General features: G+C 59.9%; 21 protein-coding genes and 1 pseudogene. 13 read left to right on the top strand and 9 right to left on the bottom strand.

Translation table 11 applies throughout. The annotated features are described in order from the left end of the window. Positions 1-14: 14 nt before the first annotated feature. Positions 15-1589 (top strand): arylsulfatase, encoded by a 1575-nt coding sequence (locus ACR0K4_RS21240; protein ID WP_480855670.1) that lies wholly within the window; start codon positions 15-17, stop codon positions 1587-1589. A 77-nt stretch (positions 1590-1666) separates the two neighbouring features. Beyond that, positions 1667-2641, top strand: coding sequence for an HAD family hydrolase (locus ACR0K4_RS21235; RefSeq protein ID WP_480855669.1), 975 nt, complete (start codon positions 1667-1669; stop codon positions 2639-2641). Positions 2642-2927: 286 nt separating this feature from the next. On the opposite strand, the pseudogene ACR0K4_RS21230 reads toward ACR0K4_RS21235, so the two are convergent. The 7 genes and pseudogenes from ACR0K4_RS21230 to ACR0K4_RS21200 all read right to left on the bottom strand — a co-directional run. Continuing rightward, positions 2928-3493 (bottom strand): annotated as a pseudogene (locus ACR0K4_RS21230) (aldehyde dehydrogenase family protein); the annotation flags it as partial. Positions 3494-4027: 534 nt separating this feature from the next. After that, positions 4028-5404: an FAD-dependent oxidoreductase gene (locus tag ACR0K4_RS21225; RefSeq protein WP_480855674.1), complete on the bottom strand. Its 1377-nt coding sequence runs from the start codon at positions 5402-5404 to the stop codon at positions 4028-4030. Further along, positions 5388-6254, bottom strand: coding sequence for an isocitrate lyase/PEP mutase family protein (locus ACR0K4_RS21220; RefSeq protein ID WP_480855668.1), 867 nt, complete (start codon positions 6252-6254; stop codon positions 5388-5390). The genes ACR0K4_RS21225 and ACR0K4_RS21220 overlap by 17 nt, the downstream gene beginning before the upstream one ends. Next, positions 6251-6871 carry a cysteine hydrolase family protein gene (locus ACR0K4_RS21215; RefSeq protein WP_480855667.1) on the bottom strand — a complete coding sequence of 207 codons (621 nt, stop codon included), beginning with the start codon at positions 6869-6871 and terminating at the stop codon, positions 6251-6253. Before ACR0K4_RS21215 ends, ACR0K4_RS21220 begins: the two co-directional genes overlap by 4 nt. Next, positions 6872-8929, bottom strand: coding sequence for a hydantoinase/oxoprolinase family protein (locus tag ACR0K4_RS21210; protein WP_480521983.1), 2058 nt, complete (start codon positions 8927-8929; stop codon positions 6872-6874). Beyond that, positions 8926-10620 carry a hydantoinase B/oxoprolinase family protein gene (locus ACR0K4_RS21205; protein ID WP_480855666.1) on the bottom strand — a complete coding sequence of 565 codons (1695 nt, stop codon included), beginning with the start codon at positions 10618-10620 and terminating at the stop codon, positions 8926-8928. The genes ACR0K4_RS21210 and ACR0K4_RS21205 overlap by 4 nt, the downstream gene beginning before the upstream one ends. After that, positions 10617-11183, bottom strand: a complete 567-nt coding sequence (locus ACR0K4_RS21200) for a tautomerase family protein (protein WP_480855665.1) — start codon at positions 11181-11183, stop codon at positions 10617-10619. Before ACR0K4_RS21200 ends, ACR0K4_RS21205 begins: the two co-directional genes overlap by 4 nt. Positions 11184-11330: 147 nt before the next feature. On the opposite strand from ACR0K4_RS21200, the gene ACR0K4_RS21195 reads away from it, so the two are divergent. The 6 genes from ACR0K4_RS21195 (at position 11331) to ACR0K4_RS21170 (ending at position 17125) form a co-directional block, all read left to right on the top strand. After that, positions 11331-12131: a GntR family transcriptional regulator gene (locus ACR0K4_RS21195; RefSeq protein WP_480855664.1), complete on the top strand. Its 801-nt coding sequence runs from the start codon at positions 11331-11333 to the stop codon at positions 12129-12131. Then, positions 12128-13534, top strand: a complete 1407-nt coding sequence (gene leuC, locus ACR0K4_RS21190) for a 3-isopropylmalate dehydratase large subunit (protein ID WP_480855663.1) — start codon at positions 12128-12130, stop codon at positions 13532-13534. Before ACR0K4_RS21195 ends, leuC begins: the two co-directional genes overlap by 4 nt. Continuing rightward, positions 13534-14145, top strand: a complete 612-nt coding sequence (gene leuD, locus ACR0K4_RS21185; RefSeq protein WP_480855662.1) for a 3-isopropylmalate dehydratase small subunit — start codon at positions 13534-13536, stop codon at positions 14143-14145. Before leuC ends, leuD begins: the two co-directional genes overlap by 1 nt. Positions 14146-14240: 95 nt before the next feature. Then, complete coding sequence (gene dctP / locus ACR0K4_RS21180; RefSeq protein ID WP_480855661.1) at positions 14241-15254, top strand: TRAP transporter substrate-binding protein DctP; 1014 nt, start codon at positions 14241-14243, stop codon at positions 15252-15254. A gap of 60 nt (positions 15255-15314) precedes the next feature. Beyond that, positions 15315-15818 carry a TRAP transporter small permease gene (locus tag ACR0K4_RS21175; protein WP_480855659.1) on the top strand — a complete coding sequence of 168 codons (504 nt, stop codon included), beginning with the start codon at positions 15315-15317 and terminating at the stop codon, positions 15816-15818. Continuing rightward, a complete protein-coding gene (locus tag ACR0K4_RS21170; RefSeq protein WP_480855658.1) occupies positions 15818-17125 on the top strand; it encodes a TRAP transporter large permease in 1308 nt (435 codons plus the stop codon). Before ACR0K4_RS21175 ends, ACR0K4_RS21170 begins: the two co-directional genes overlap by 1 nt. A gap of 338 nt (positions 17126-17463) precedes the next feature. Here ACR0K4_RS21170 and ACR0K4_RS21165 read toward each other — a convergent pair whose 3' ends face one another. Together ACR0K4_RS21165 and ACR0K4_RS21160 are read right to left on the bottom strand one after the other, a co-directional pair. Beyond that, positions 17464-19191, bottom strand: coding sequence for a M28 family metallopeptidase (locus tag ACR0K4_RS21165; RefSeq protein WP_480855657.1), 1728 nt, complete (start codon positions 19189-19191; stop codon positions 17464-17466). A 144-nt stretch (positions 19192-19335) separates the two neighbouring features. After that, complete coding sequence (locus tag ACR0K4_RS21160; RefSeq protein ID WP_480855656.1) at positions 19336-20124, bottom strand: IclR family transcriptional regulator; 789 nt, start codon at positions 20122-20124, stop codon at positions 19336-19338. 212 nt (positions 20125-20336) lie between these two features. Between ACR0K4_RS21160 and ACR0K4_RS21155 the strand changes: the two genes are divergently transcribed. From ACR0K4_RS21155 to ACR0K4_RS21135, 5 genes are all read left to right on the top strand, one after another. After that, positions 20337-21992 (top strand): ABC transporter substrate-binding protein, encoded by a 1656-nt coding sequence (locus ACR0K4_RS21155; protein ID WP_480855655.1) that lies wholly within the window; start codon positions 20337-20339, stop codon positions 21990-21992. An 86-nt stretch (positions 21993-22078) separates the two neighbouring features. Continuing rightward, the gene (locus ACR0K4_RS21150) at positions 22079-23056 is read left to right on the top strand and encodes an ABC transporter permease (protein ID WP_480855654.1); all 978 of its coding nucleotides are present in this window, start codon (positions 22079-22081) and stop codon (positions 23054-23056) included. After that, positions 23049-23948 carry an ABC transporter permease gene (locus ACR0K4_RS21145; RefSeq protein ID WP_480855653.1) on the top strand — a complete coding sequence of 300 codons (900 nt, stop codon included), beginning with the start codon at positions 23049-23051 and terminating at the stop codon, positions 23946-23948. Before ACR0K4_RS21150 ends, ACR0K4_RS21145 begins: the two co-directional genes overlap by 8 nt. Before the next feature lie 11 nt (positions 23949-23959). Then, the gene (locus ACR0K4_RS21140) at positions 23960-24970 is read left to right on the top strand and encodes an ABC transporter ATP-binding protein (RefSeq protein ID WP_480855652.1); all 1011 of its coding nucleotides are present in this window, start codon (positions 23960-23962) and stop codon (positions 24968-24970) included. Then, a complete protein-coding gene (locus ACR0K4_RS21135) occupies positions 24967-25944 on the top strand; it encodes an ABC transporter ATP-binding protein (protein WP_480855650.1) in 978 nt (325 codons plus the stop codon). The genes ACR0K4_RS21140 and ACR0K4_RS21135 overlap by 4 nt, the downstream gene beginning before the upstream one ends. The last annotated feature ends 59 nt before the right edge of the window (positions 25945-26003 follow it).

The following is a 26003-nucleotide window of genomic DNA, read 5'->3' as shown; positions in this document are numbered from 1 at the left end:
AAAGGTTTGAAAACATGTTTGCAGCCATTGAGCTCCGGCGCATCATCCGACCATTTGTGACTTTGACCAGCGCGGTCTTTCTGGCCGTTTCAGCCACCGCGCAAGAGCAAAAACCCAATATTCTTGTGATCTGGGGTGACGATGTCGGCCAGTCCAACATCTCGGCGTACACGATGGGTCTGATGGGATATCACACGCCCAATATCGACCGAATCGCCAAAGAGGGCATGATCTTTACCGACTATTATGGTGAGCAATCCTGCACAGCCGGACGCTCTTCGTATATCATGGGACAGTCCGTGTTTCGGACCGGGTTGTCCAAGGTGGGCCTGCCGGGCGCTGATCTGGGGATGCAGGAGGAAGACCCGACAATCGCGGGACTGCTCAAGGCCGAAGGGTATGTTACCGGTCAGTTCGGCAAAAACCATCTGGGCGACAAGGATGAACATCTGCCGTCCAACCATGGTTTTGATGAGTTTTTCGGCAATCTCTACCACCTGAATGCTGAGGAAGAGCCCGAGAACGAAGACTATCCCGGCAACCGGGTTCTGGCCGATGGCCGCACGTTCCGCGAGGCATACGGCCCGCGTGGGGTGATTAAGTCCAAGGCCGATGGCACGATCGAGGACACCGGTCCGCTGACCAAAAAACGCATGGAAACAGTCGATGACGAGACAGTGGCCGCCGCTATCGATTTCATCAAGCGCTCGCACGAGCAGGGACAACCTTTCTATGTCTGGTGGAACGGCACGCGGATGCACTTCCGCACCCATGTGGCCGATGATCGACGCAACCCGGGCAACGACGAATATACCGACGGGATGCTGGAACATGACATGCATGTCGGACAATTGCTGGACCTGCTGGACGAGTTGGGCATCGCCGACAATACAATCGTGCATTATTCGACGGACAATGGCCCGCACATGAACACCTGGCCGGATGCCGCGATGACTCCGTTCTGGGGCGAAAAGAACACCAATTGGGAAGGTGGCTGGCGGGTGCCGTCGATGGTGCGTTGGCCCGGTCTGATCGAGCCTGGCTCTGTCTCGAACGAGATCATGCACCATATGGACTGGCTGCCGACTTATCTGGCCGCTGCAGGGCGTGACAACATCAAGGAGGAGCTGATTCAGGGCGGCGTTCAAGCCATCGGACGTGAATACAAGGTACATCTGGATGGCTATAACTTCCTCCCGTTTTTCAAGGGTGAAGTGGAAGAGGGACCGCGCAAGGAGATTTTCTATTTCTCGGATGATGGTGACCTGACGGCATTGCGGTATGACGACTGGAAGCTGATTTTCCTTGAGCAGAAGGCATGGGGCACTCTGCGCGCTTGGATGGAACCTTGGACCGAGCTGCGTATCCCTTTGATCATCAACCTGCGCCGCGACCCCTATGAGCGCGCTTACCGGACCTCGAATACCTATTTTGACTGGTTGCTAGACCGAGCCTATTTCCTGGTTCCGGCGCAGCAGTATGTGGGCAATTTCCTGGCGACATTCCAGGAATTTCCGCCACGCCAGAAGGCGGCCAGCTTTAATCTGGAACAGGTCATGGAAAAGATGATCGCGCCAGTGGGTGATTGATCTTCGTTATTGTATCAAGCTGGGCCGCCGCTTAGCGGCGGCCCTTCTTTTGTTTTCTAACCGGGAAAGTGTTTGCAATGCTTCGCCTAAATTTGATCTTCTCGTTTCCTTTCATTGTTTCTGCTGCGCTCGCAGACCCGTTGCCATCCTGGAATGACACGGAAAGCAAGGCACGGATCATTTCGTTCGTCGAAACCGTTACGGATGTCGCATCCGATGACTATGTCACGCCATCTGATCGTATCGCCGTATTTGACAATGACGGAACCCTTTGGGCTGAGAAGCCGGTATATTTCCAACTGATTTATGCGGTCGACGCGTTTCAGGGAATGGCGCAGGATAATCCAAACCTGATCACATCTGATGCGCTCCAGGCTGCGGCAAAGGGCGATTACGGCGCTCTTGCGGAAGGTGGCAAGGAGGCGGTGTTAGAGGTTTTGAGCGCAACACATAGCGGACTGAGCGTAGATTACTTTCAGGCTAGCGTCGCTGATTGGGTAGCGACCGCAAAGCACCCGGTTACCGGACTGCGTTATGACCAGATGACGTATCAGCCGATGGTGGAGTTGCTGCGCTATCTGCGTGATGAAGGGTTCAAGACATATATCGTCTCTGGCGGTGGAATCCACTTTATGCGGGTCTTTGCAGAGGCCGCCTATGGCATCCCTACAGAACAGGTCATCGGCACCTATACCGAAACCACCTATGAGGTGGTCGAAGGGGTTCCCACCATCATCAAACAACCCGCAATCGGTTTTGTCGACGACAAAGAAGGCAAGCCGATCAATATCGACCGGATTATCGGTAAGCGGCCAATCATTGCAGGCGGAAACTCGGACGGTGATTATGCGATGATAGAATGGACTACGGCAGGTGACGGACCTCGGCTTGGTTTGATTGTGCATCACACCGATGGTGAACGCGAAGTGGCCTATGCCTGCGATAGCCATATCGGTCGGCTGTGTGACGGGCTTGAAAAGGGTCCGGATCTGGGCTGGCTTATTGTTGATATGGCGAAGGACTGGGCGCGCATCTACACTGGCGCGCAATAGCGTGAGGAAAGGCTTTAATATCGACTATTTTGATCAATGCCTTGATCGGATGTGCCGCGTAACTTTCCTGTCGTGAGGTTTTTGGATAAGTCAGCCCGCGACCTTTCCAAGAGAATTTAACTTGAGGCGGGTAGGGGCTTTTATGGCCATATGCATGAATTAGCGAACTCTATCAAATTCTAAACAAACCAATCTCGGGGTCGTCCGTTTTGCAGTGACATTGTGCACTCGATTTCCGTTCTCGCTTTGGAATGACGCCAGGCAAACTGGTGAGTGATGGGACGAGCATGCTGCCGCGCCGCCCGAAACCAGTGACCACCTCTGTCGCGATCGGCAGAATATCGATTTTCTTCAAAACCTTCTGAATGGCAACGAAATACCCATCAGGTGGCGGTAAAATCCCGCCGGTTCCTAGGATGGGTTCGCCGATGAAGGCCGCGATTGTGTCGGGCCCTACGGCAAGGATCAGGTCGAATTTCTTGTGAAAAGTTCGAACCCGGTGAGTGACCCGGTCATCAGAAGCGACCTGTGATACCCCCGCTACCGGCCAATGATCTTCTTCTTTTTAAGGCGGCCACGGATGTTGTTGTAGTCAGTCGGTCGTCGTTCAGTTTTTGTGAAAGCATCGAGCCCTTGTCTTGCGCCTTCGCGTCCAAGCCCGGACCGTTTGACGTCGGCGAACGGGATCAACGCACAGGTAATTTGGGCGCGGTTCATGGCAATCATGCCGAATTGCAAAGCCCGGCTCGTTCGACAAATCCGGCGCCGGTCCTGCGTGTGGACATGTGCGACCAGCCCGTGTTCCGTCGCATTTGCGATCTCGATAGGTTGGTCTTCGGTGTCGATGGGCACGATTGTTGCGGCGGGGACAGGTGTCTCTTCGTGAAAAAACCGTGGCGAAACAACAAGTTTCGTTTTATCCGAGCACCGATACCAGTTGGCCGCCACAAGGGTTTGCGCCCGGGTTCCGTTCCATTGCAAAGATTGGGGTTGTTCGGAAACCCGGCTTTGTACCGGTGGGTTAGGCCGCCAGTTCTGCGAACTGTAGAAATGGACAGAGTCGAGGCATGATTTGACCTTTGGTATGGTCCACCTGCGCTGGGAACCCAAGAACGTAACTTCTCAGGTCATTGCTCCAAATCCCAGAGGCATTGTTTCCACCTTTGTTGATGACATTGTTGCTCGGGAAACCGGGGGGCGAGTATGTCCTGGTAATAAGCTCGGTCGAAGCGGAACGGAAAGTTTCGGGTTGCGGGGTGAAGGGCTGCATATTCAAGTGTGTTTTGATCTGGATGAAGGTGCGCCCGGACCGGATTGTGGAGAATCTGGTCAGTTTTTTGGTCAAGGCCCAACGCGTTGTCCCCCTATTGGACAAAAGGGGATGTGTCAGGTTGGTGCGCGGAACCGACCGGCTATGCGGCCCAATACAACCGCACTGAGTAGACCGTTCCCCGAAAGATATCCGTCATCGCCCGTGCCCGAGACACCGACAGCGGCACCACCGCCTGCAAAGAGGTTGGTGAATGCGGTCCCGTTTGGTTTGAGAACGCGAGCGGAAGAATCGATCCGTAATCCGCCCTGAGTGTGAAATAGCGCTCCGGTCACGCGGACTCCCTTGAACGGGGGACGAAGCCTTGGAGCATTGAATTCCCGCCCGAATTTGTCTGCGCTGCGAACGGGAATTTCTTGCAAGGTTTGCACCACGGCGGCAGATGGAATGCCCAACAGGTTTGCCAGGTCTTCAATCGTGTGACCGGATTGGATCGCGCCACAGGTTTCGGCGCGTTTGAAATCCTCGAACTGGCGGGCAATCGCGGCGATGCGCTCGTCGAATATGGCAAAGGCCTCACCACCGGGTTGAGCGAGCACGGCGCGGGCGGCTTCGGAATAGCCCTGCGCCTCGTTCCAAAAGCGGTGGCCGTCGCGGTTTACCTGAATGCCGCCTTCGGTGATGACGGCCCATGTGATCAGGATGCCATGCGGATGGGCGACGTTGCCATGGCCCTGAAAGGCCCCCAGATTCTGCAGGTCAGCGCCCATCGCCTCGCCCCACATCACAGCCTCGCCCCGGTTGCCGCTATGGCCGAACCACAGGGCCTGCTCGATCTGCGGCATGTGCCGGGCCACCAGTTCGCGATTGCCGCCGAACCCGTTGCAGGCCAGGATCAGCCGGTCACAAGCGATGGTCTCAATGCGGTCATCCGGGCCGGTAACGGCGATACCTTGGATCAGGTCTCCGTCTTTGTACAGAACCGTCGCGCGGCGGTTGCAGATGATGTCCAGACCGGTAGCTTCGCAGGCGCTACGCAGGGCATTGACCAGTTCCTCACCCGAGCGGGTCGGCAGCCCGTGCATCCGTCTGCGGGAATGGCCGGGGTAATCGAAATCCGTCACAACCGAGAAGGGCAGGGCGTATCGGTCGGTCAGCCAGTCGATGACCTCGGCGGCATTGCCTGCCAGAAGGTCAACCAAAGCCTGATCGTTCTGATGATGGGCCTTGGCCTGTATGTCGTTTGCGAACTGCTCTGCAGTATCGCTTATCCCTGCGGCCTTTTGCAATCGGGTGCCCGCGGCCGGGATCAGCCCCGCAGACAGCGCGGTTGACCCGCTGGGTACCGGGTCAGCCTCGATCACCAGCACGTCCTGCCCCTGTTCGGCAGCAGACAGGGCCGCGACCATGCCGCATGCGCCCGCGCCGATGATCAAAGTTCCGGTCTTCAGATCGAATTGATCGGGCAGTGCGCTTTCAACTCTGGGGGTCATCATAGCGCGCCCCGGCTTCCAGCATGTCGGCGGTTCCGATCACATCGTTCAGGCCGCCAAAGTCGAACATGTGATCAGCAAAGGGCTTGTTGGACCCGTGTTCGGCAAGGCTCTGGTAATAGGCCTGCGCCGTCTTGGCCAAGGCGCGGACGATGCCGCCGGGGAAAATGACGATGGAATAGCCTTGTTTTTCCAAGTCACCGGCTCCGAGGATCGGCGTCGCGCCGCCCTCGACCATGTTCGCCAGCAGGGGCACGCGGGGGGCGAATTGGCCGGCAATGGCGGTGAGTTGTTCGCGGCTTTGCGGGGCCTCGATGAACAGGACATCCGCGCCAGCCTCCAGATAGGTTTCCGCGCGGTCGGTGGCGGCTGAGAACCCTTCGACCGCGATAGCGTCTGTTCGGGCGATGATCAGCGTATCGGTGCTGGCGCGCGCATCGGCCATGGCCGCGATCTTTCCGGCCATTTCCTGCGCCGGGATCAGCGACTTGTCTGACAGGTGGCCGCAACGTTTGGGATAGGTCTGGTCTTCAACCTGCAGGGCCGATGCTCCGGCGCGTTCGTACAGCCGCATGGTGCGCTGCGCGTTCAGCGCGTTGCCAAAGCCGGTATCGGCGTCGATGATGACCGGCAGATCAACCCGATCCGCGATCAGGGTCATGGTGTCGGCCATTTCCGAGGCGGTGGACAGGCCGATGTCGGGACGTCCAAGCCGGGTATAGGCTACGGCGGCCCCGCTGAGATACAACGCCTCAAACCCGGCCTTTTCGGCCAGCGAGGCGGTCAGCCCGTCATAGACGCCGGGCGCGACAAGGATTTTCTGCTGTTGTAGCCGGGATTTCAGGCTCATGCTGCGCCCTCCAGCCAGTTCAGGACCTCGGCGCAGGTGCGTTGATGTGTGACCGTGCCCAGTGACAGAATCGTAGCCTCATGCACCTCATCCCGGAAGGCGGCGCAGCCGTCGGTCAGCATGACGGTTTCGATGTTGCGCAGATGCGCGTCACGCAGGGTCGAGGCGACGCCGCCATTGGTGACGATCCCCCCGACGATCAGGGTCTCAACCCCCACGGCGCGCATAAGGTATTCCAACCGGGTCTGGTAGAACGCGGAATAGGCGACTTTTTCGATCACGAACTCGCAGGGTTGTAAGCTGTCCACCAGAGTGTGACCGAACCCTCCGGGCGCAAAATCGCCCTTGGTCAGGAACGGGCGCAGCTGTTTTAGATGCGGAGCGATCAGCGGCTCGCCATTGCGATCCGGCACCAAAGTGAACTGGGCCGAGAAATAGCGCCCCCCGGCCTGTTGCAACCGCCGCGCCAAGGGGGCGATACGATCGGGCAGGGCGGCGATGGCAGGGGCCGATTGCCCGGCGCGGCCATAGGCGCCTTCGGGATGCAGGAAATCGTTCTGCAGGTCGATGGTCAGAAGGGCCGTCTTTTGCGGGTCCCAGGTGTTTGGATCGCTCATTCACGCCTCCTGCGGTTCGATGATCGTGTTGCCATAGGCATCCACGCGGCCTTGCAGATGCGGTTCGATCAGCACGGTGGTATCGGGCTGGGTCAGGATCGCGGGCCCCGTGACAACGGCCCCGACCGGCAGGGACAGGCGGTCATAGATCGCCGTGTCATACCAATCTTGGGCAAAGTGAACCTGCCGCGTCGCTATTGGCGTTACCAGGCCTTGGGTCGAAGGAGCCAGCGTAGACAGGTCGAATTTTGGCCGTTTGCCTGTAACCGCGCTGCGCAGGTTCAGAATGCGGCGCACGCCGTTTTTCAGAAGCCTGCCATAGGTGGCGTGATAGGCCGTGTCGAAGGCCTGTTCGATGGCTGCGCTGTCAGGCGGAGTAACCATGCCCTCCGATACCGCAACGCGCAGCGGCACCGGCACCGTATGCGTTTGCCCGACATAGGCCATGTCGAGCTCGAACGAAATCTCGCGCGCCTCGAACGTGGTGCGGGCGGCGTCCAGCAAGGCCATGCCCTGATCGACGTGATCCTGCATGAACGCCCCCATCGCAGCGCTGTCCAGCTGCGAAACCAGCGAGTTGATCGTTTGCACGAAATCCTGCCGCATATCTGCAATTACGCACCCCATGGCCGAGGTCACGCCCGGATAGCGCGGAACGATGGCCCGCGCGATGCCGACCTCGGCCAGCATGGCCCCGGCATGCAGCGCACCACCACCGCCGAAGGGCATAAAGACGAACCGCTTGGGATCAAACCCGCGTTCAATACTGACCAGCCGGATCGCGCCTGCCATGCGAGAGTTGGCGACGCGGAGGATGGCCTCGGCGGCCTCAACCGTGGACAGGTCAAGCGGCTGCCCCACATGGGTGTCAATCGCCTGACGGGCTGCCTCGACATCCAGTCTCTCCAACTTGCCACCGATGGGATTGTCCGGGTCGATCCGGCCCAGAACCACGTTGGCGTCGGTCACCGTGGGGCGGTCATTGCCCAACCCATAGGCCACCGGGCCGGGCTTTGATCCGGCGCTTTCGGGGCCGATATTCAGTAAGCCACCCTTGTCGACCCAGGCGATTGAGCCGCCGCCTGCGCCGATGGTCGTGATCTCGATCATCGGGTTGCGCACGACCATGCCAAAGTCGATCGAGGTCTGAGCCGACAGCATCGTCTGTCCCCCCGCAATCAGCGAGACGTCAAAGCTGGTGCCGCCCATATCGCCGGTGATGACATTGTCGAACCCCGCCGATTGCGCGATGTAACCGGCAGCGATGACCCCTGCGGCAGGGCCGGACAGGGCAGTGCGGACGGGTAACTGGCAAGCCGTGCCAACGCCCATAACACCGCCGTTGGACTGCACGATCATGAACTCCCCGTCGAACCCGCCCGATTGCAGAGCGTTTTCCAGCCGGTTCAGATAGCCCGAAACCTCGGGCTGCAGATAGGCGTTCAGTGCGGTGGTGGAAAATCGCTCGAACTCCCGGATCTCTGGCAGGATTTCCGATGACGCCGACACATGCGGGTTTGGCCAGATTTCGCGCACCGCAGCCACGGCGGCAGCCTCATTTTCGGGGTTGGCATAGGCGTTGGCGAAAAGGATCGAGACGGCCTCGCATCCCTGATCGCGCAATTGGGTGGCCGCCGCGCGCACGGCATCCAGATCGACCGGCGTGCGGATACTGCCGTCGGCCAGAGTACGCTCGGGCACTTCCAGCCGGTCGCGACGGTCCACGACCGGTTCGAAATCACCGCGTAGGCCCCATGTGCGGGGGCGGTCGCGGCGGCGCATCTCCAGCACGTCGCGCAGGCCTTGGGTGCAGATCACCCCGGTTTTCGCACCCTTGCGTTCCAGCAGAGCGTTCGTGCCAGCGGTGGTGCCATGCACAACAACTGCAATTTCGGACAGGTCCGAGACCTCGCGCCCGATCCCGTCGAGGAAACCACCCGACTGATCCGGGCGGGTTGTGGGCACCTTGGCAACGGTTGCGGTGCCGTCGCCTTCGTTCAACACGAAAACATCCGTGAAGGTGCCGCCGACATCAACGCCGATCATGCGCCCGGTCATTGAGCTGCCTCCCGCCAGGCAGAGCCATAGACCTGGTCCGCCTGATCCGCGCTGACCAAGCCGCGCGCGACGTCTTTGGCGATATTTTCAGGCGCACGGCGTTTTGCTGCGCCGTAACCCCCACCGCCGGGTGTTTCCAGCCGCACGGCTTGTCCTTGGCGCAGTTTGATCCCGCGCATTTTCGACACCAGAGGCGGCGCTTTCCAGCCGTCATCCTGTTCGTAGGTGAAGACATTCATCGCGCCATCCTGACCCTCGGCGATCCCCTTGGGTGCAAAACGTCCGCGTTCGCCGAACAAAAACGCCTCGGCCCCGTTCTCTTCCAGCACTTCGATCTCATAGACAGCCCCAAGCCCGCCGCGATGCGCGCCCGCGCCTGCGCTGTCCGGGCGCAGGGCCCATTGCCGGAACATGACGGGATAGGCGGCCTCAAGAATTTCCATCGGCGGGATTGTGGCGGTGGAAATCGGCGCATTCCCGTGGTTCAACCCGTCGCTTTCGACCGAGCCGCCGTGCCCACCGCCGTAAAAGCTGAACATTACCCAAGGCTGCCCGTTCGACCGTTTTCCCGCAATCGACAGCGCGTTGATCGTGCCATAGGCATTGGCCACAACCCGGTCCGGCGCAGCCTTGGCGAAGGCGGAAAAGACCACGTCGATCATCCGCAAAATAGTCTCGGTATACCCGCCGGTCGGGGCCGGGAACTTGGCCGACAGCAGGCTGTCATCGGGCACGATGACTTCGATGGGCCGCATCACCCCGGCATTGGCGGGCAGAGACGGGAAGACGTGCTTGATGGCCACATAGGCCGTTGCGACAGTCGTCGGTAGAGCGATATTCACCGGCCCTTCGCATTGCGGCGAGGAACCGGAAAAATCCAGAACCATCCGGTCGCCTTTGATCTCAAGCGCCATGTTGATGCGCAGGGGCGTGTCGGTGATGCCGTCATTGTCGAGGAAATCCTCAGCCTCCCATCGGCCATCGGGCAGGTCTTGCAATTCGGCCCGCATCAGCGCCTCGGCGCGATGGCCGAGCGCCTCCAGCGCGGCTGACACGATGTCCGCGCCGTATTCGTCCAGCAACTCATCCATTCGCCGAACGCCCAGATCAAGCGCCCCCAACTGGCCGTTCAGATCGCCCATGGCTGATTGGGGCAGGCGGGTGTTGCGCAGCAGGATGTCGATGATGTCCTGATTGACCTCACCTTTGCGTGCCAGTTTGACGGGCGGCAAGACGAACGCCTCCTGAAACACATCTGTCGCGGCAGGGTTGTAGTTCCCGGGCACCGCGCCGCCCACGTCATGCCAATGCCCGACCGAGGCGAGATAGCAGAACAGCTGCCCATCACGAAAATAAGGCCGCACCAAACGCATGTCCGACAAATGCGTGCCGCCGATATGCGCGTCGTTGAAGATGTAGATGTCACCGTCTTCCAGATCACCGTCAGCGGCGGCCTTTTCGATCACCGCCTTCACCGCAAAGGACATCACGCCGACAAAGATCGGCAGGCCGGATTTGCCCTGAACCAGCGTGTCGCCGGTTGTGGCCGAATAGAGCCCGTGGCTGGCGTCATGCGCCTCGGCAATGATGGGGTTGAAGGCCGCGCGGAACAGGGTTGCGTCCATTTCATCCGCGATCTGTTCCATGCGACCTGCCAGAACCGAAAGAGTGATCGGGTCAATCTCGCTCATGCCTGTGCCCTTGTTTCTGCGATGTCGTTCCAGACATCCTGACGAGTGATCAGGTTGTCGATGATCTCAAACCGGTCGATGAAGCGGATGTCTGCGAAAGGGGTCCCGTCCGGCCATTCCCCGGACAATGTTCCCCGGCAATAGACTATCGACGCGTCGCCCGCGCTTTGCATTGCATCGAAGCCTTCATAGGTTTTGGTAATGCTGCGATAGCGGGGCGCGGCCCAGTCCATAAGCTCGGACAGGTCGTGCATCGGTAGTGCTCCGGGGAAGTGCATGACGAAGCCCGGTGCCAGTCTGGCCGCCGCCTCTTCGAGTTCGCGTTCGCTCATTTCTGCAAGGAACGCGCGGACGATCTGCTCGGGGTCATCCTTGGCCTGTGCGGGCTGTCTGGTCTGGCCGCCGCGGTAATAATCCTCAGGCGGCAGGTCATGGATCAGCACAGTGACGAGATCAGGCGCAGCGGGCACGACGAATCGCACTGCATCGGTCAATGCCCGGCCAAGTCGTTGTTTTTCCTCGGCGCTGTAGCCTTCGATCACATGCAGCTCGACAATCGGCACACGGCTTTCCCTTCTGTAATTGGTATTATCTGTAATACAGCTTTGTCATCAAAGATAAGACTTTTTTTGAACCAAGTATAATACTAAAGCTTGATTTTCGAAGTCTCGCTCTTACGATTGCCAGTGCTGGGAAAGGGGAATCATCGGGTGAACCAGATCAACGCGGCCAATCTTCCGGACGGGACCAAGGCGCAGCGCGTCTACCTGTCTCTGCGCGATCAAATCACCGAAGGGCAGCTGTCGGCGGGGGAAACCCTGCCGGGGGAACAGCGTCTGGCCGAAAAGTTCGGCGTGTCCCGCGTGACCATTCGGCGAGCGCTTGAGGCGTTGGCGGGCAATGGTCTGATCGAACGGCAGGCGGGCAGTGGCACGCGGGTGTCGGGCCGATCGCCGCAGGGCGCGCGGGCGGCAATGGATTTCAACACCCTGATGCCGCAGCTTGTTGAAATGGGGCAGAGTACCACCGCGCGGCTTTTGTCCTTTGCTTATGGCAATGCGCCCGAGGCGGTGGCGGCGGCCATGGGCCTGCAGCACGACCGGCAAGTGCAAATTGCCACGCGGGTCCGCCTGACGGACGATGTACCGTTTTCACACCTGACAACATATGTTCCCGCCGCAATTGCCCGGAACTATTCCGAAAGCGATCTGGCCACAACGCCGCTGTTCAAATTGCTGGAACGGGGCGGCGTGCAGATCGAAGAGGCGCACCAAACGGTGTCGGCAACCCTCGCAGGCCCCGATGTGGCCGAGGCTTTGGGCGTTGCGGTCGGCTCGGCCCTGCTGTCGCTGAAACGGATTGTGCGAGATATCGAAGGCAATGGCGTCGAATTCCTGTCCGGCCTTTACCGGCCTGACATGTTCCGCCTTGAAATGCCACTGGCGCGGGTCGGAACCGGGTCTACACGCCATTGGGAACCCGCCATCGGTCGCAGTGAGGCCGAGGAATGACCGCCCCGCGCACCATGCTAGATAAGCTCTGGGCGTCGCATGAGGTGTTGCGGCGCGACGATGGCGTGTCGCTTCTGTGGGTAGACCGCCATCTGGTGCACGAAGGCTCGCACCATGCCTTTGGCAAGCTGGCAGAGCGCGGGTTGCACGTGGCCGAACCGGATCTGACCTTTGCGGTGGTCGATCACTATGCGCCGACGCGGGATCGGGGCCGGATTGCCGACCCGAAGATTGCCCGGATGATCGAGACGCTGCGCAGCAATGCTGCCCAACACAATCTGAGGATTTTCGATCTGGATGATCCGGCGCAGGGTATCGTGCATGTCATCGGGCCGGAACTCGGGCTGACCCTGCCGGGGCTGTTGATCACTTGCGGCGACAGCCATACCTCGACCCATGGCGCATTCGGAGCGTTGGCTTTCGGGATCGGCGCGACCGAGGTTGCGCATGTACTGGCAACGCAGACCGTCTGGCAGCGCAAGCCAAAGGCGATGCGCATCGTGGTCAATGGCCGTCTGGGACCGGGTGTGTCGGCCAAGGATATCGCGCTGAACTGGATTGCCATGCTGGGCACGGGCGGCGCGCAAGGGCACGCGGTGGAATATGCTGGGCAGGTCGTGCGGAATCTGTCGATGGAGGGGCGCATGACCCTGTGCAACCTGTCCATCGAGGGCGGAGCGCGCTTTGGCATGGTGGCCCCTGATGAAGTGACGTTCGCCTATCTTGGAGGACGCGATCACGCACCGGATGGCGCGGAGTTTGAGGCAGCCTGCGAAACATGGCGACGACTGACCTCGGATGAGGGCGCGATTTTTGATCGCGACGTTGTGCTGGATGCTTCAAGCATTGCCCCGACCGTGACATGGGGCACCAGCCCGGAACAGGCGCTGCCCGTATCGACGGCGATCCCAAACCCGGACATGATGGACCCTGCAAAGGCAAACGCCGCGCGCGACGCGCTGGACTATATGGGTTTGGCAGGGGGTCGGCCCTTGGATGGCATTCCAGTGGATCAGGTCTTTATCGGGTCCTGCACCAATGGCCGGATCGAAGACCTGCGAGAGGCCGCGTTGGTCTTGTCCGGACGCCGGGCGAAAGTGCCGGGGTTGGTCGCACCGGGCTCAGCCCGGGTGAAAGCACAGGCCGAAGCGGAAGGGCTGGACCGCATATTCACCGAGGCTGGGCTGGAATGGGCGGCGTCGGGCTGTTCGATGTGTGTCGGCATGAACGGCGACCTGGTGGCTGAGGGAAAGCGCTGCGCCTCCTCGACCAACCGCAATTTTCGGGGCCGTCAGGGGCGCGGCGCACGCACGCATCTGATGTCTCCAGCGATGGTGGCGGCAGCGGCCGTGACCGGCACGATCACCGATGTCCGACCATTCCTGCAGGGCAGGGCGGCGTGATGGCGGGGTGGAGCGCGCATACCGGGCACGCGGTCGCTTTGGTGGGCGACAATATCGATACCGATCAGCTGATCCCTGCGCGGTTCATGTCGGTTCCTCGCAGTGAGGGGTATGGGCCATATCTGCTGCACGACATGCGGCGGGACGAGAATGAAAACCTGCACCCGGATTTCCCGCTGAACCGGCACACAGGCATCAGCATTCTTGTTGCGGGGCAGAATTTCGGCAGCGGGTCGTCGCGTGAGGCGGCGGTTTATGCGTTGGTCGATGCCGGGATACGCGCGATCATCGCGCCCAGTTTCGGCGACATCTTTGCCAACAACGCCATCAACAACGGCCTTTTGCCCGCGCGGGTAAGTGCCGCGACGATGACGCAGCTGAACGGCGCACTGACAGATGCCCCCGCGCGGATGTCCATAGACCTGACCAAAGGCCGCGTCACGCTGGGAGAATTCGAGGCGGAATTCGAACTGGATGAGGGCTGGTGCGTCAAGCTGATCAACGGCTGGGACGACATCGATCTGACCCGACAGCACGCACAGGCGATCAGCGCCCACAAGCAAACCCGTAATCAGACCGCGCCATGGGCGTGGCCAACTCTATCCGACTAAGACACGTCGCGCGAAGACGGCGCAACAGGCCACAAGGCCAGGAAAACAAGGGGTGAACTCAGGAAAATGCCCCGGACACAAGTGGAGGAAGACTTATGAAACTGAACGCATTGGCGGGCCTGTTGACTGGGGCCGTGATGGTCGCCGGGGTGGCGAAGGCCGAAGAGACCATCTCGGCCGTGCACGCCTTTCCCGAAACGCTGATCTATACCCAAAGCTTTCTGGATTTCGTGAACAAGGTGAACGAAGCGGGCAAGGGCGTCATCCAGATCGACGTGCGTGGCGGACCCGAGGCCATCGGCATGTTCCAGCAGCCCGATGCGGTGCGGGATGGTATTGTCGACATGGTCTACACGCCGGGTTCGTTCTATGGCGGCGCGCTGCCTGAAAAGGACGCAATGGTTGCGTCGAACCTGACCGCGATTGAGACCCGCCAGAATGGCGGCACCGAGTTGATCGACCAGATCCATCAAGAGAAGATGGGCCTGAAATATCTCGGCTGGTTCGATAGTGGTGTTTGCTACAACCTCTGGACCCGGAATGAGCCCAGCTTTGACGCCGATGGCAACCTTGAGGTCGAAGGGCTGAAGCTGCGCGGCAACAACGTATACAACGCCTTCTTCACGAACTACCTAGGCGCGCAGGTGATCGACCTGCCCACGGGTGAGGTTTATTCGGCCCTGCAACGCGGTGTCGTGGACGCAACGGGCTGGACCCAGATCGGATTGATCGACTTGAAGTGGAACGAATTCCTGAACTACCGGATCGAGCCCTGTTTCTTCTCGACCGATCTGGGCGTTATCGTGAATCTGGAGCGTTGGAACGCGCTGTCGGATGAGGCCAAGACGATCCTTCAGGACGTGGCGATCCAGCACGAGAAAGACAGCGTCGCAGCCCTGCGCAGCAAGCGGGATGAGGATTTCGCTGCTCTGGACGGCGCGGGCATGACCGTTGTCACTCTGGAAGGCGACGCCAAGGCGAACTACCTCGCCGCAGCTCGTGAAAAAACGTGGGAGCGGATGAACAGCCTGATGGCAGAACAGCCGGGCGGCACCGATAATTATGATCGCCTGATTGAGCTGTTCTACGATCTGGATGCAGCAAAATAAGACCAAGGACAGGCCTGCGGATATCCTGTGGGCCTGTCCGCTTGTCGGGGCAATGCAGGCATGACGATGAAAAGGGCCTATGACGCAGTGCTGTTTGGCATGGCCATTCTGGCCGGGCTGTTGCTGGTCTGGCTGATGCTGTCCGTCATTACCTCGGTGCTGATGCGCAATGCAGGGCTGCAGCCGTTTGCGTGGCTTTTCACCTCGGCGGAATACGGGTTGTTGTATATGACCATGCTGGGCGCGCCCTGGCTGGTGCGGGAAAAGGGCCATGTGCATATCGAACTGGTCACGGCTGCCCTGCCACTGCACCTGCGCCGGATTGTCAGCCGTTCGGTCGCGGCGGCCTGTGTGCTGGTCTGTCTGATCCTTGCGTGGCAGGGGGGTGATCTGGTCCTGACCAACATCGAACGCGGGGACTATGATACACGCGCCTATTACTTCCCCCGCTGGATGCTGACCATCGCCTTTCCACTGTCCTTTGGGTTGATGGCGATTGAATTCTCGCGCTTTGTCTTCGGCCCAGACCTGATGCATAGCGGCGAAGCGGGGATACACGAATAATGGAATGGTACGAGGCCCTTGCCCTGTTGCTGGGTTCGATCGTGTTCCTGATGGCCATCGGAATGCCCGTGGCGCTGGCCTTTCTGGCTGCGAACATTCTAGGGGCGTGGGTCTTCATGGGCGGTGAGCGCGGGGTGACGCAGCTGCTCAACAATGGGCTGGGGGCGCTGACGAAATACGCCCTGATGCCCATCCCGCTGTTTCTGCTGATGGGGGAGATTTTCTTTCACACCGGCCTTGGCGGGCGGATGTTCAACGCCATCGACAAATTGCTGGGCCGATTGCCCGGGCGGCTCAGCTATGTGACCGTTTTGGGGGGCACGGCCTTTTCCACCCTGTCCGGGTCGTCGATGGGGTCCACCGCGCTGCTGGGGTCGCTGATGGTGCCCGAGATGAAGCGGCGCGGTTACAAATCGCATATGAGCATCGGCCCCATTCTGGGAACAGGCGGACTTGCCATCATCATCCCGCCCTCGGCGCTTGCGGTTTTGCTGGCCACGCTGGCGCAGATCGACGTGGCTGCGTTGCTGATCGCGGGCGTGATCCCCGGCCTCATCCTGGCCGCGTTCTATATCGGAACGATCTGGCTGCAGACCCGGATCGACCCGACCGCTGCGCCCGCCTATGACGTCGAGCCGATGTCCATGGCTTACCGCCTGAAACTGCTGATGACCGAGGTGGTCCCAATGGTCGGGGTCATGGTGGTGATCATCGTCCTGATGATCAAAGGTTTTGTCACCCCGTCCGAGGCGGCTGCATTCGGGGCATTAGGTGTTCTGATCCTTGCCGCCCTTTTCCGCTGCCTCACATGGGAGGCGATGAAGAAATCGGTTATCGGCGCGCTGAAAGTGACACTGATGGCCTACCTGATCGTCTTCGGCTCGGCCACGTTCAGCCAGCTTCTTGCATTTTCCGGCGCATCCCGAGGGTTGGTCAACTGGGCAATTGCGTTCGATCTGGCCCCGCTGGCGATGCTGACGGTGATGTTTGCCGTCCTGCTATTGCTGGGCATGTTCATGGAGCAGATCTCGATCATGCTGCTGACAGTGCCGATCTTCTTCCCGCTGGCCCAAACGCTTGGGTTCGATCCGATTTGGTTCGGCCTGATCATGCTGCTGTCGCTGGAAATCAGCTTCACGACGCCGCCTTTCGGGTTGCTTTTATTCGTGATGAAAGGAGTCGCCCCACCGGGGACCACGATGCGCGAGATCTATACTTCGGCCTTTCCGTTCATCTTCTGCTCGCTCTTTCTGGTGGTTCTGTTGATCGCCTTCCCCGGGCTCGCGTTGTTCCTGCCGTCTTTATGAGGCATCCCGGTTGTGTGGCTCAGACGTAGAAGACCGGTCGCGACCTGCAGAGATCAACGAGCTACCCGAAATAGCCCGCACCTGGGCACAACAAGCCTGCGGGTTTTGCTCGGCGGTTTGGCAATGCGACCTCGGCGAGAAAGGCAGTGAACAAAACGGGTGTCTTTCCACCTCCTGTTCAAAGAGATAGCCCTAAAGCAGACGGTCTTGGCACAACACGACGAGATCTTGCTGAGGTGATCGGCTCACTTGGATAGAGAACAGATCACCTGCGACCTCCTGTGTTTGCCGCAGAAACTCGGGGCCAGGATATTCTTTAGGTCGGAATGTATCCGGTGTTATCCCAGCGCCGCTTGTATTCTATTCTGAGCACGCTTTATCCCTGCAATTACATGGTTTTGACCACGCACCAGTTCAGTTCGTGAAAACCCAAGAAGCTTTTCGGGTCTGGTGGCAATCTTCGTCGCTTCTTCCAGCGCGGGAAGGGGTGGAATGGTTAAGGCCGGATCGTGCCGGAACCGGTCTGAGCGGTTGAAATTCAGCGGAACCAGAATACGAGCGAGGTCCTGAATAGCCGCATTGGCCGCCGCTTCGGGGATGCTGCTAGCTTGCGTCCGGTCGTAGAACGCCTCAAGATCGGCCAGCAACGCATCGGCGGCGGTGGCTGTTGCGGACAGGTCGAAGCACTCGCCCGCCTGCGTCTGATAATCCGCGACCGTAGCCTGAAACTCACGCGCGGTGGCGCGCCAGTCCATCGGCAGGATACCCGCATTTGCATTGCGGAAGACGGCCAGCAGATAGACCTTGATGTCGCGCAGCAGAATGTCTTTGTCCGCAATCTCCAACGTGTCGTTTTCAGTGTGCCACGCGATGTTCATACCGCAGCCGCCCACGGCATAGTAGCCAAGCTCTTCCCGGTGGGCGTCTGTCATGGCTGACGACAGCATAAGGTAGCTGGAGATGCCGATATTGTTGAACGAGTAATCCCCGGCCCGATGCGGACGTTCGGATTGCAGCGTTTTACCCGCGACATCCTGAATGACCCCGGCCAGAAAATCATGCGCCTCGGACATGACCGAGACATGGATGAACTCGGTCGCCCACCGGCAGCCGGGGCTGTCGCAATTCACCTGCGCCACGCAATTCTCGTCAAGATCCAGCGCGAAAGTATCCGAATACCAGGTCGATCCGGCATAGCGCCCTGTCGAATGCCCGGGCCACCAGCAGATTTTGACCGTGCGCCGCAGCTTGTCGCGATTGGCCCAAAGCACTCGCGCGACCTCCAACATTGTAGCATCGCCTGTGGCGTTGTCGCCGACGCCCACATCCCAACTGTCCAGATGGCCGTGCAGCAGGACGTATTTGTCCGGCTCTTCGGTGCCCGGAATGGTGACCTCGGGCAGTTTTGAGCGGAACCACCCCTCTTCCATCTCGGTAAAGATCGTGGCCTCGCCTCCGGCTTTGGCAAGCTCGATCAACGCTTTGCCGCTTTCCATATTCACCGCTGCCGCAGGGATCGCCGGTTTGCGGTGCAGATCGCTGGCACTCGGAATGCCCCAGATCGTGGTGCAGATCCCCCAGTGGATGTCGACGCCGGGGTTGATCGCGATCACCCCCACCGCCCCACAGCCTTCCATCAGCGAGATGATGGCGGGGCTGGCAAAGCCTTCGGTCAAAACAATCTTGCCGCGCACGCGGGTTTCCATCTCAGGCCCGGCCTCAAGCTGACTTTCAAAGGCGTCTTCCTCGTCCAAATTCGTGGTGCCACGGATATAGACCAGCGGGCCGCTGAACCCGCCCGGCGCATTGGCGCTGAAGGCAGGCGGCTTGGCGCGATAGGTGACGCCCGCGGCCTCAACCCGGGCTTCGCCGGGCAGGCTGAGAAACAGGTCAGGCTCGTGCACCTTGACCTCGACCCCGTGTTTGGTCAGCCGGCCCACGACCTCATCCATGCCGCGATTGACGTCGTCGGGATGTTCCCGCTTGAACGTTGCGAAGCTTTCGACCAGAGCCCAGGGTTCATCGGTTGTGACTTGATCCAGCAATGCGGCTTCTTGGGGGGTCATGGGGCTCTCCGATGTTTTATTCAGTGAAACGCTGTAGCAATGATTAAAACATAAACCGACAAATTGATTCCACGCAAGGCTCGTGCCTGTACGTCTTGGAATGCAGAAATCCGCCTTCGCCCGGATATTCTGTCAGGTTTTTGATCAGCCCAAAGTCAGTTTTTCGGAAATCTCGTTGGCCGCTGTGACGGCTTTTTCGATGTATGTCGCTCGCCGGACCTCATCCAATCGGACAGAGGCACCAGCCACCGAAATTCCGGCGATGATCTCACCGGCGCTGTTGCGGATCGGGGCAGCGACCGAGAAGGCCCCGTCATCCAGATCATTGATCGCCACGTTATACCCATTGGCCCGGATCAGCAGCAAAACCTCGCGCAGCCGCTCGGGGTCGGTGATCGTATGTGGGCTGAACCGTTCAAGGTCACTGGCCAGAACACTGTCACGGATGCTGGGTTCGGCATAGGCCAGCAGCAGCATCGAGGCACCCCCGGCGTGCAACGGCCCGCGCCGCCCCAACTGTGCAAAAAGCCTTATACTATGGAGTCCTTCACGCGTTGCAATGGCGACCGACGCGGTCGCCTCTCGGATCACGAGATTGACGTTTTCACCTGTGTCGTCGCGCAAGGCGTCCATCACCGGGCGGGCGACCTGCAACAGCGCGCCCTCCCGCCCAACGCGCTCTCCTAACAGCGCGACGCGATAACCCAGCGAGTAAATTGCCCGTTCCTCGTCGCGCTGGACGTAACCATCTTCTTCCAGCGTTTGCAAAAGGCGAAAGACAATTGACTTGGTCAGACCAAGCTGCTCTGCCAAAGCCGTTGCACCGATCCCCGGCGTTTCGGCCAGAGCTTCCATCACACGCAAGGCTCGGGCCACCGCATCGATCCGGTAAGATTTTCGCTCGGGGGCCGCTTCGGTGGTTTCTTGCGACATCGGTGACTTTGACTCTCTTGCTTTTAAACGAATCTGTGTTTTACTGACTGAACGATAGCAAACCTGTTTCATTGAGTAAAACACTAATCGCCCACGGCCTCGGCTTAATCGGGCGTCCATAAGAAAAGGTGTTGCGCATTTGGCGGCAGGCAACGACCGCCGCGATCTAAACTGCCCGCGTGCCCCGTGGGCTAACCAACGGGAGAACGACCTTGAAGACTCTTGTTACAGCTGCTGCCGGACTTGCTGTCTCAGCATCGCTCTGGGCGGCAAGTGCCAGCGCACAGGATCAAATCCGAACCATCGAATTGTTGACCCGCCCGCAGGCGGCACAGCCTGCCGAGTTTCAGGCAATCCAGCTGATCGCGCAGGAATGGCGCAAGCTGGGATTGGACGTGAATGTCAACGTGATGCCGTGGTCACAAATGGCCGATGCCGTCTGGTATAACCGCGATGATTGGGACGTGACCGCGTGGCAGATGACCGGACGGCCGGAACGGTCCGACCCGGATGAGATCATCTATAACCTGTTCCACTCCTCCACAGCCGAGAACGGGTATAACTTCATCGGCTACAAGAACCCCGAATATGACGCGCTAGTGGAAGAACAACGGGTAACCGTGGACCCCGAAGCGCGGCAGAAGCTGGTGCTGAAAGCACAGGAAATTCTGGACGCAGATCAGCCCAACATGATGCTGGTCCATCCCCAGCAAGCCTTTGCCTTTGACAAAAACGTCTTCGATCCGGCCTCGGTCGTGGATCAGTCCGGTATTGGCATCCGTAGCTACTGGACATGGCTGGGGTTGACGCCTACGGGCGATCAGAAAGACATCATCGTTAACAGCTCGGACAACGTGATTGCGGTCAACCCGCTTTACATCTCGGGCGTGACCGACAACTGGCTGACCGAACTGATCTATGACCGTCTATTCCGCGTAGGCCCTGATGGCCTGCCGCAGCCCTGGGCGGCGGAAAGCTTTGAATGGCGCGACGACACCACCATCGCAGTCACGCTGCGCGATGGGCTGAACTTCCATGATGGCAAGCCGGTTACCGTCGATGACGTGGTCTTTTCCTATGAGGCGACCACGGGCGGCGAGGCCCCAATGTACGCCCCGTTCGGCAGCAATGTCGCCGGTGTAGCGGTCGAAGGTGACAACACGATTGTCTTCTCGCTGAATACGCCGTCAGCCTCGTTCCTGACCTCCAGCCTGGCCAAGATCAACATCATCCCGAAACATGTGTGGGAGCCCATTCTGGCGGATCTGGCCACCAAGGACGAGAACGCGGAAAGCTATCAGGAAGATGTTCCGATCGGGTCCGGGGCCTATAAGTTTGTGCGCTGGCTGCCCAACGAAGAAATCGTGCTTGAGGCCAATGCCGACCACTTCAATGCCCCAAAGGCCGAACGCTTTATCCTGCGTCTGGTGCCGAATGCCGAGGCCGCGCTGGGTATGCTGCGCTCGGGTGAGCTGAACTTCCTGACCGATTTCCAGGGCGATCCGCAGGTCCTGCTGGATGCGGCTGAACAGGATGGCGATCTTGAGGTGGTTTCGACCGTCGATATCGGTTTCCGCTATGTCGCCTTCAACCTGCGCCGCCCGCCGTTCAACGATCCGGCCTTCCGCCGTGCGTTGTCTGCGGCTGTTGATCGCCGTCTGATCGTGAACGCGGCCTTCAAGAAGTTCGCCGTGCCGTCTAACTCGGTCGTCTCGCCGGCGCTGGAATACTGGCATGCCGAAGACGTGGTGAACGGGTTCAAGGCAGGCAGCGATGTGGCCAAATCGATCCTGGAAGAGGCCGGTTATGGCGGCATCGGGGATCGGCTGACCTATCCCGATGGTGTCAAGGAAACACTCGCGGATTAACGCCCGTCGGGCTGGCGCGGCGGGCAATCGCCGCGCCCCACTTCTCACCAACACAACCAACCCTCCGGGGTCCTTTCAGGACAGAGATGAACACTCTCAAGCCTTTCCTCATTCGCACGCTGCAACTGATGCTGGTCCTCTGGGCGGTCGTGACGATCCTGTTCCTGATGTTCCGCCTGATGCCCGGCAATCCGCTGGCGGCTTATATCGACCCGACCTTTACCGCCGAACAGCAAGAGGCGCTGATCCGTCAGTTCGGCCTGGATAAACCCCTGTGGCAGCAGTATTTCACCTACCTGGGTAATCTATTGCAGGGTGAGCTTGGCTATTCCTTCCGCTATCGCAGCCCCGTCTCAGAACGGATTATGCTGCTTTTGCCGAATACGCTTATCCTGACATTTTCCTCGCTGATCGTGGCCTATACTTTTGGCATCCTCGCCGGAGCGTGGCTGGCATGGAAACGCAATTCGCGGTTTGAGGCTGCGGCCCTGCCTGCGGTTCTGGCCACCCGTGCGATGCCCGAATTCTGGCTGGGCATGGTGCTTCTGGCGATCTTTTCTTTTTCGCTGGGCTGGTTCCCCGCAGGCGGCACGCGGTCTGCAGGCACCAGCTATGACAGCCTGTGGCAGCTTTATACCTCGACCAATTTCCTGTCGCACCTGTTCCTGCCGATGATGACGCTGGCGATCTACTCGCAAGGGCTGCCACTGCTGCTGATGCGATCAAACATGCTGGATGTGATGAAAGAGGATTTCGTCACCATGGCCAAGATCAAAGGGCTTTCGCCCTCCGCCGTTGTGATCCGGCACGGCGCCCGGAACGCTCTGCTGCCAGTGATGACCTCATTCGCCATTGCGGTGGGCTATCAGCTGCAAGGCAACGTGGTGGTCGAAAGCGTTTTCTCATGGCCCGGTCTGGGGCGAGAGCTGGTGAATGCGGTTGCGGCTTCGGACTACCCGCTGGCGCAGGGGGCGTTCCTGATGATCGCAATTGTGGTCATCATCATGAACCTGATTGCCGATCTGCTCTACACCTTCCTGGACCCGAGGATTTCTCATGCCTGATGCAACCATCAAGGCGGCCCCCTCGGGCATCGCGCGGGTATTCGAGGCGATCAAGCTGCCGGTGGGCGATCCTTTTGCCCTTGCCGGTCTACTGATCTATGCGCTGTTCATCGTCACCGCCTTGGCCGCGCCGATCATCGCGCCGTATGACCCGACTGAGATCCTCTACACCGAAGACTTTGACCTCGCCTCGGACCTTTTGCCGGGCGAACAGGGACATATTCTGGGCACCACGTCATTGGGCCGCGATATTTTTTCTCAGATCGTCTGGGGGGCCAGATCGGCATTGCTTGTGGGCTTCACAGCGGCGTTCATGGTGGCGTTCATCGGCTCGGTCGTGGGGTTGCTGGCCGGGTATTTCGGAGGCCGCGTTGACGCCTTCCTGATGCGGCTGGCCGATGTGGCGTTTGGCATCCCGTTCCTGCCCTTCGTCATCGTGATCTCGGCCTTTTCCGAGCCATCGATCTGGAACACTGTCATCGCCATGGCGCTGGTGCTGTGGCGGGACACGGGCCGGGTGATCCGCTCGCAAGTCCTGTCGCTGCGCTCGCGCGGATATGTCGAGGCCGCGCGTGTCGTCGGGTCCTCGGACCTGAAAATAATCCTGCGCCACATCACCCCCAATATTCTGCCGCTGAGCTTTCTTTATGGCTCCATCGCCATCGGCTGGGCCATCCTGACCGAGGCATCAATCAGCTTTCTGGGTTTCGGCGACCCGGATGCGATCAGCTGGGGTTTCATGCTGCAGGACGCATTTGCCAGCCAGGCTTTGGCGCGGCAGGCCTATCACTGGTTCATCCCGCCGGGGCTGGCGATCATCCTTGTGGTAAGCGCCGGTTTCTTCATCTCGCGCGGGTATGAAAACCTGCTGTTCCCAAAGCTGGGGCGCTGACGATGGCAGACATGCTTCTTTCCATCCAAGATCTGTCGATTGCCTATCAGGTGGGCGCGCTGGATGTGGTCGCGGTCAGCGAGGCGTCTTTCGACGTCCCGCAAGGGGCCATCGTGGGTCTGGTCGGGGAATCGGGCTGCGGCAAGACCACCATGGCCCGTGCCCTGACCCGTGTGATTGCCGACAACGCGCGCATCGCGGGCGGCGCGATGCATTTCGACGGCCAAGACCTCGCCGCGATTTCCGAGCGTGACATGAACGCCCTGCGCTGGCGCGATATTTCGTTCATTCCGCAATCGGCGATGAACTCGCTCGATCCGGTGTATCGCGTGGAATATCAGATCATGGAGGTGCTGCGCGACCGGGGCGGCATGAGCAAATCACAGGCCCGCGCGCGGGCCGTTGAGCTGTTCGAGATGGTTGGCATCGACCCAGGCCGCCTGCGCGACTTTCCGCATCAGTTCTCGGGTGGGATGCGGCAACGCGCGGCCATTGCGCTGGCTTTGGCGCTGAATCCGAAACTGGTGGTGGCGGATGAGCCGGTGACGGCGCTGGACGTCATCATTCAACGCCAGATTCTGGACCAGTTGCGCAGCCTGCAACGTGACCTTGGCCTGTCTGTCATCATGGTGACGCATGATATCTCGGTTGTGGCCTATATCTGCGACCGTACGGTGGTGATGTATGCGGGCAAGGTCGTTGAAAACTGCGACACCGCGACCCTGCTGAACGAACCGCTGCACCCATATACGATGGGGCTGAAAAACGCGTTTCCCGATTTGCAATCCGCCGGAACCGGCGTTTTAACCCCCATCGCAGGCAGCCCGCCAGACCTGATCGATCCACCCAAAGGTTGCCGCTTTGCCCCGCGCTGTCCCTTTGCCACCGAACTGTGTCGCAGCACCGAGCCACCGCTGACCGAAGCCGCGCCCGACCATCATGTCGCCTGCCACCGTGCCGATGAGGCCGCCGCCCTGCGTGAAACGGCCCGCAACCCCTCGACCTGGGGGACAGCTGCATGACCGAGACGATGATCGAAATGGAGAATGCGCAGCTTCACTACAAGATCGGCAACGCGATCTCGGCGATGATGGGGTTGCCCTCGACCGTGAAGGCTGTGGATGGCGTGACGCTGACCCTGAAGAAAGGCGAAAGCGTCGGGCTGCTGGGTGAATCGGGCTGTGGCAAGACCTCGATGGGTCGCATCCTTGTGCGGTTGGAGGAGGTCACGGGTGGCTCGGCCCGGTTTGACGGGCAAGAGATCAAGGATCTGTCGGGTGATGAGCTGCGCGCTTTTCGCAGTCGGTCGCAGATGATCTTCCAGAACCCGTTCGACGCGGTGAACCCCCGCTATTCGATCCGAAAGACGCTCGAAGAACCGCTGGCCAACGCCCGCATTCCGCGTGATGAATGGCACAGCCGCGTCATCGACGCGCTAGAGCTTGTTGGGCTGGGCGATCCGGAACAGTTTCTCGAACGCTATCCGCATCAACTTTCGGGCGGGCAGCTACAGCGCGTCGTCATGGCACGCGCGCTGATCCTGGAACCGGAATTTGTTGTCGCGGATGAACCCGTCTCGATGCTGGATGTGTCGGTGCGCGCGGGCGTGCTGAACGTGTTCCGCGATGTGCGCGACCGGCTGGGGTTGACGGCGATCTATATCAGTCACGATCTGGCGCTGGTACGCTATGTCTGTGACCGCACCATTGTCATGTATCTGGGCCGGATCATGGAGGACGGCCCGACCGAAGACATCGTGCATGCGCCGCTGCACCCTTATAGTCAGGCGCTGGTTGCGGCGGTGCCCACGCCGCATGTCGATCAAAGCCACGATCCCCTGCCCATCGGCGGCGGGGCGCCGGACCCGCGCAATCCGCCCTCGGGCTGCGTGTTCCGCGACCGATGCCCCCGCGCGCAAACCCGATGCGCCGACGAAGTCCCAATGCCCCGCCCCATAGGAACACGCCGCGTCGCGTGCCATTTCGCCGAAGAATGACGCAGCCCGCCACATATACAGGCACGTCCGGTCGGACGGTGCTCACCCTCAGCTTATCA

It is taken from the genome of Ruegeria sp. K11 (genome assembly GCF_056531905.1).
This window is presented reverse-complemented; position numbering and strand designations above follow the sequence as displayed.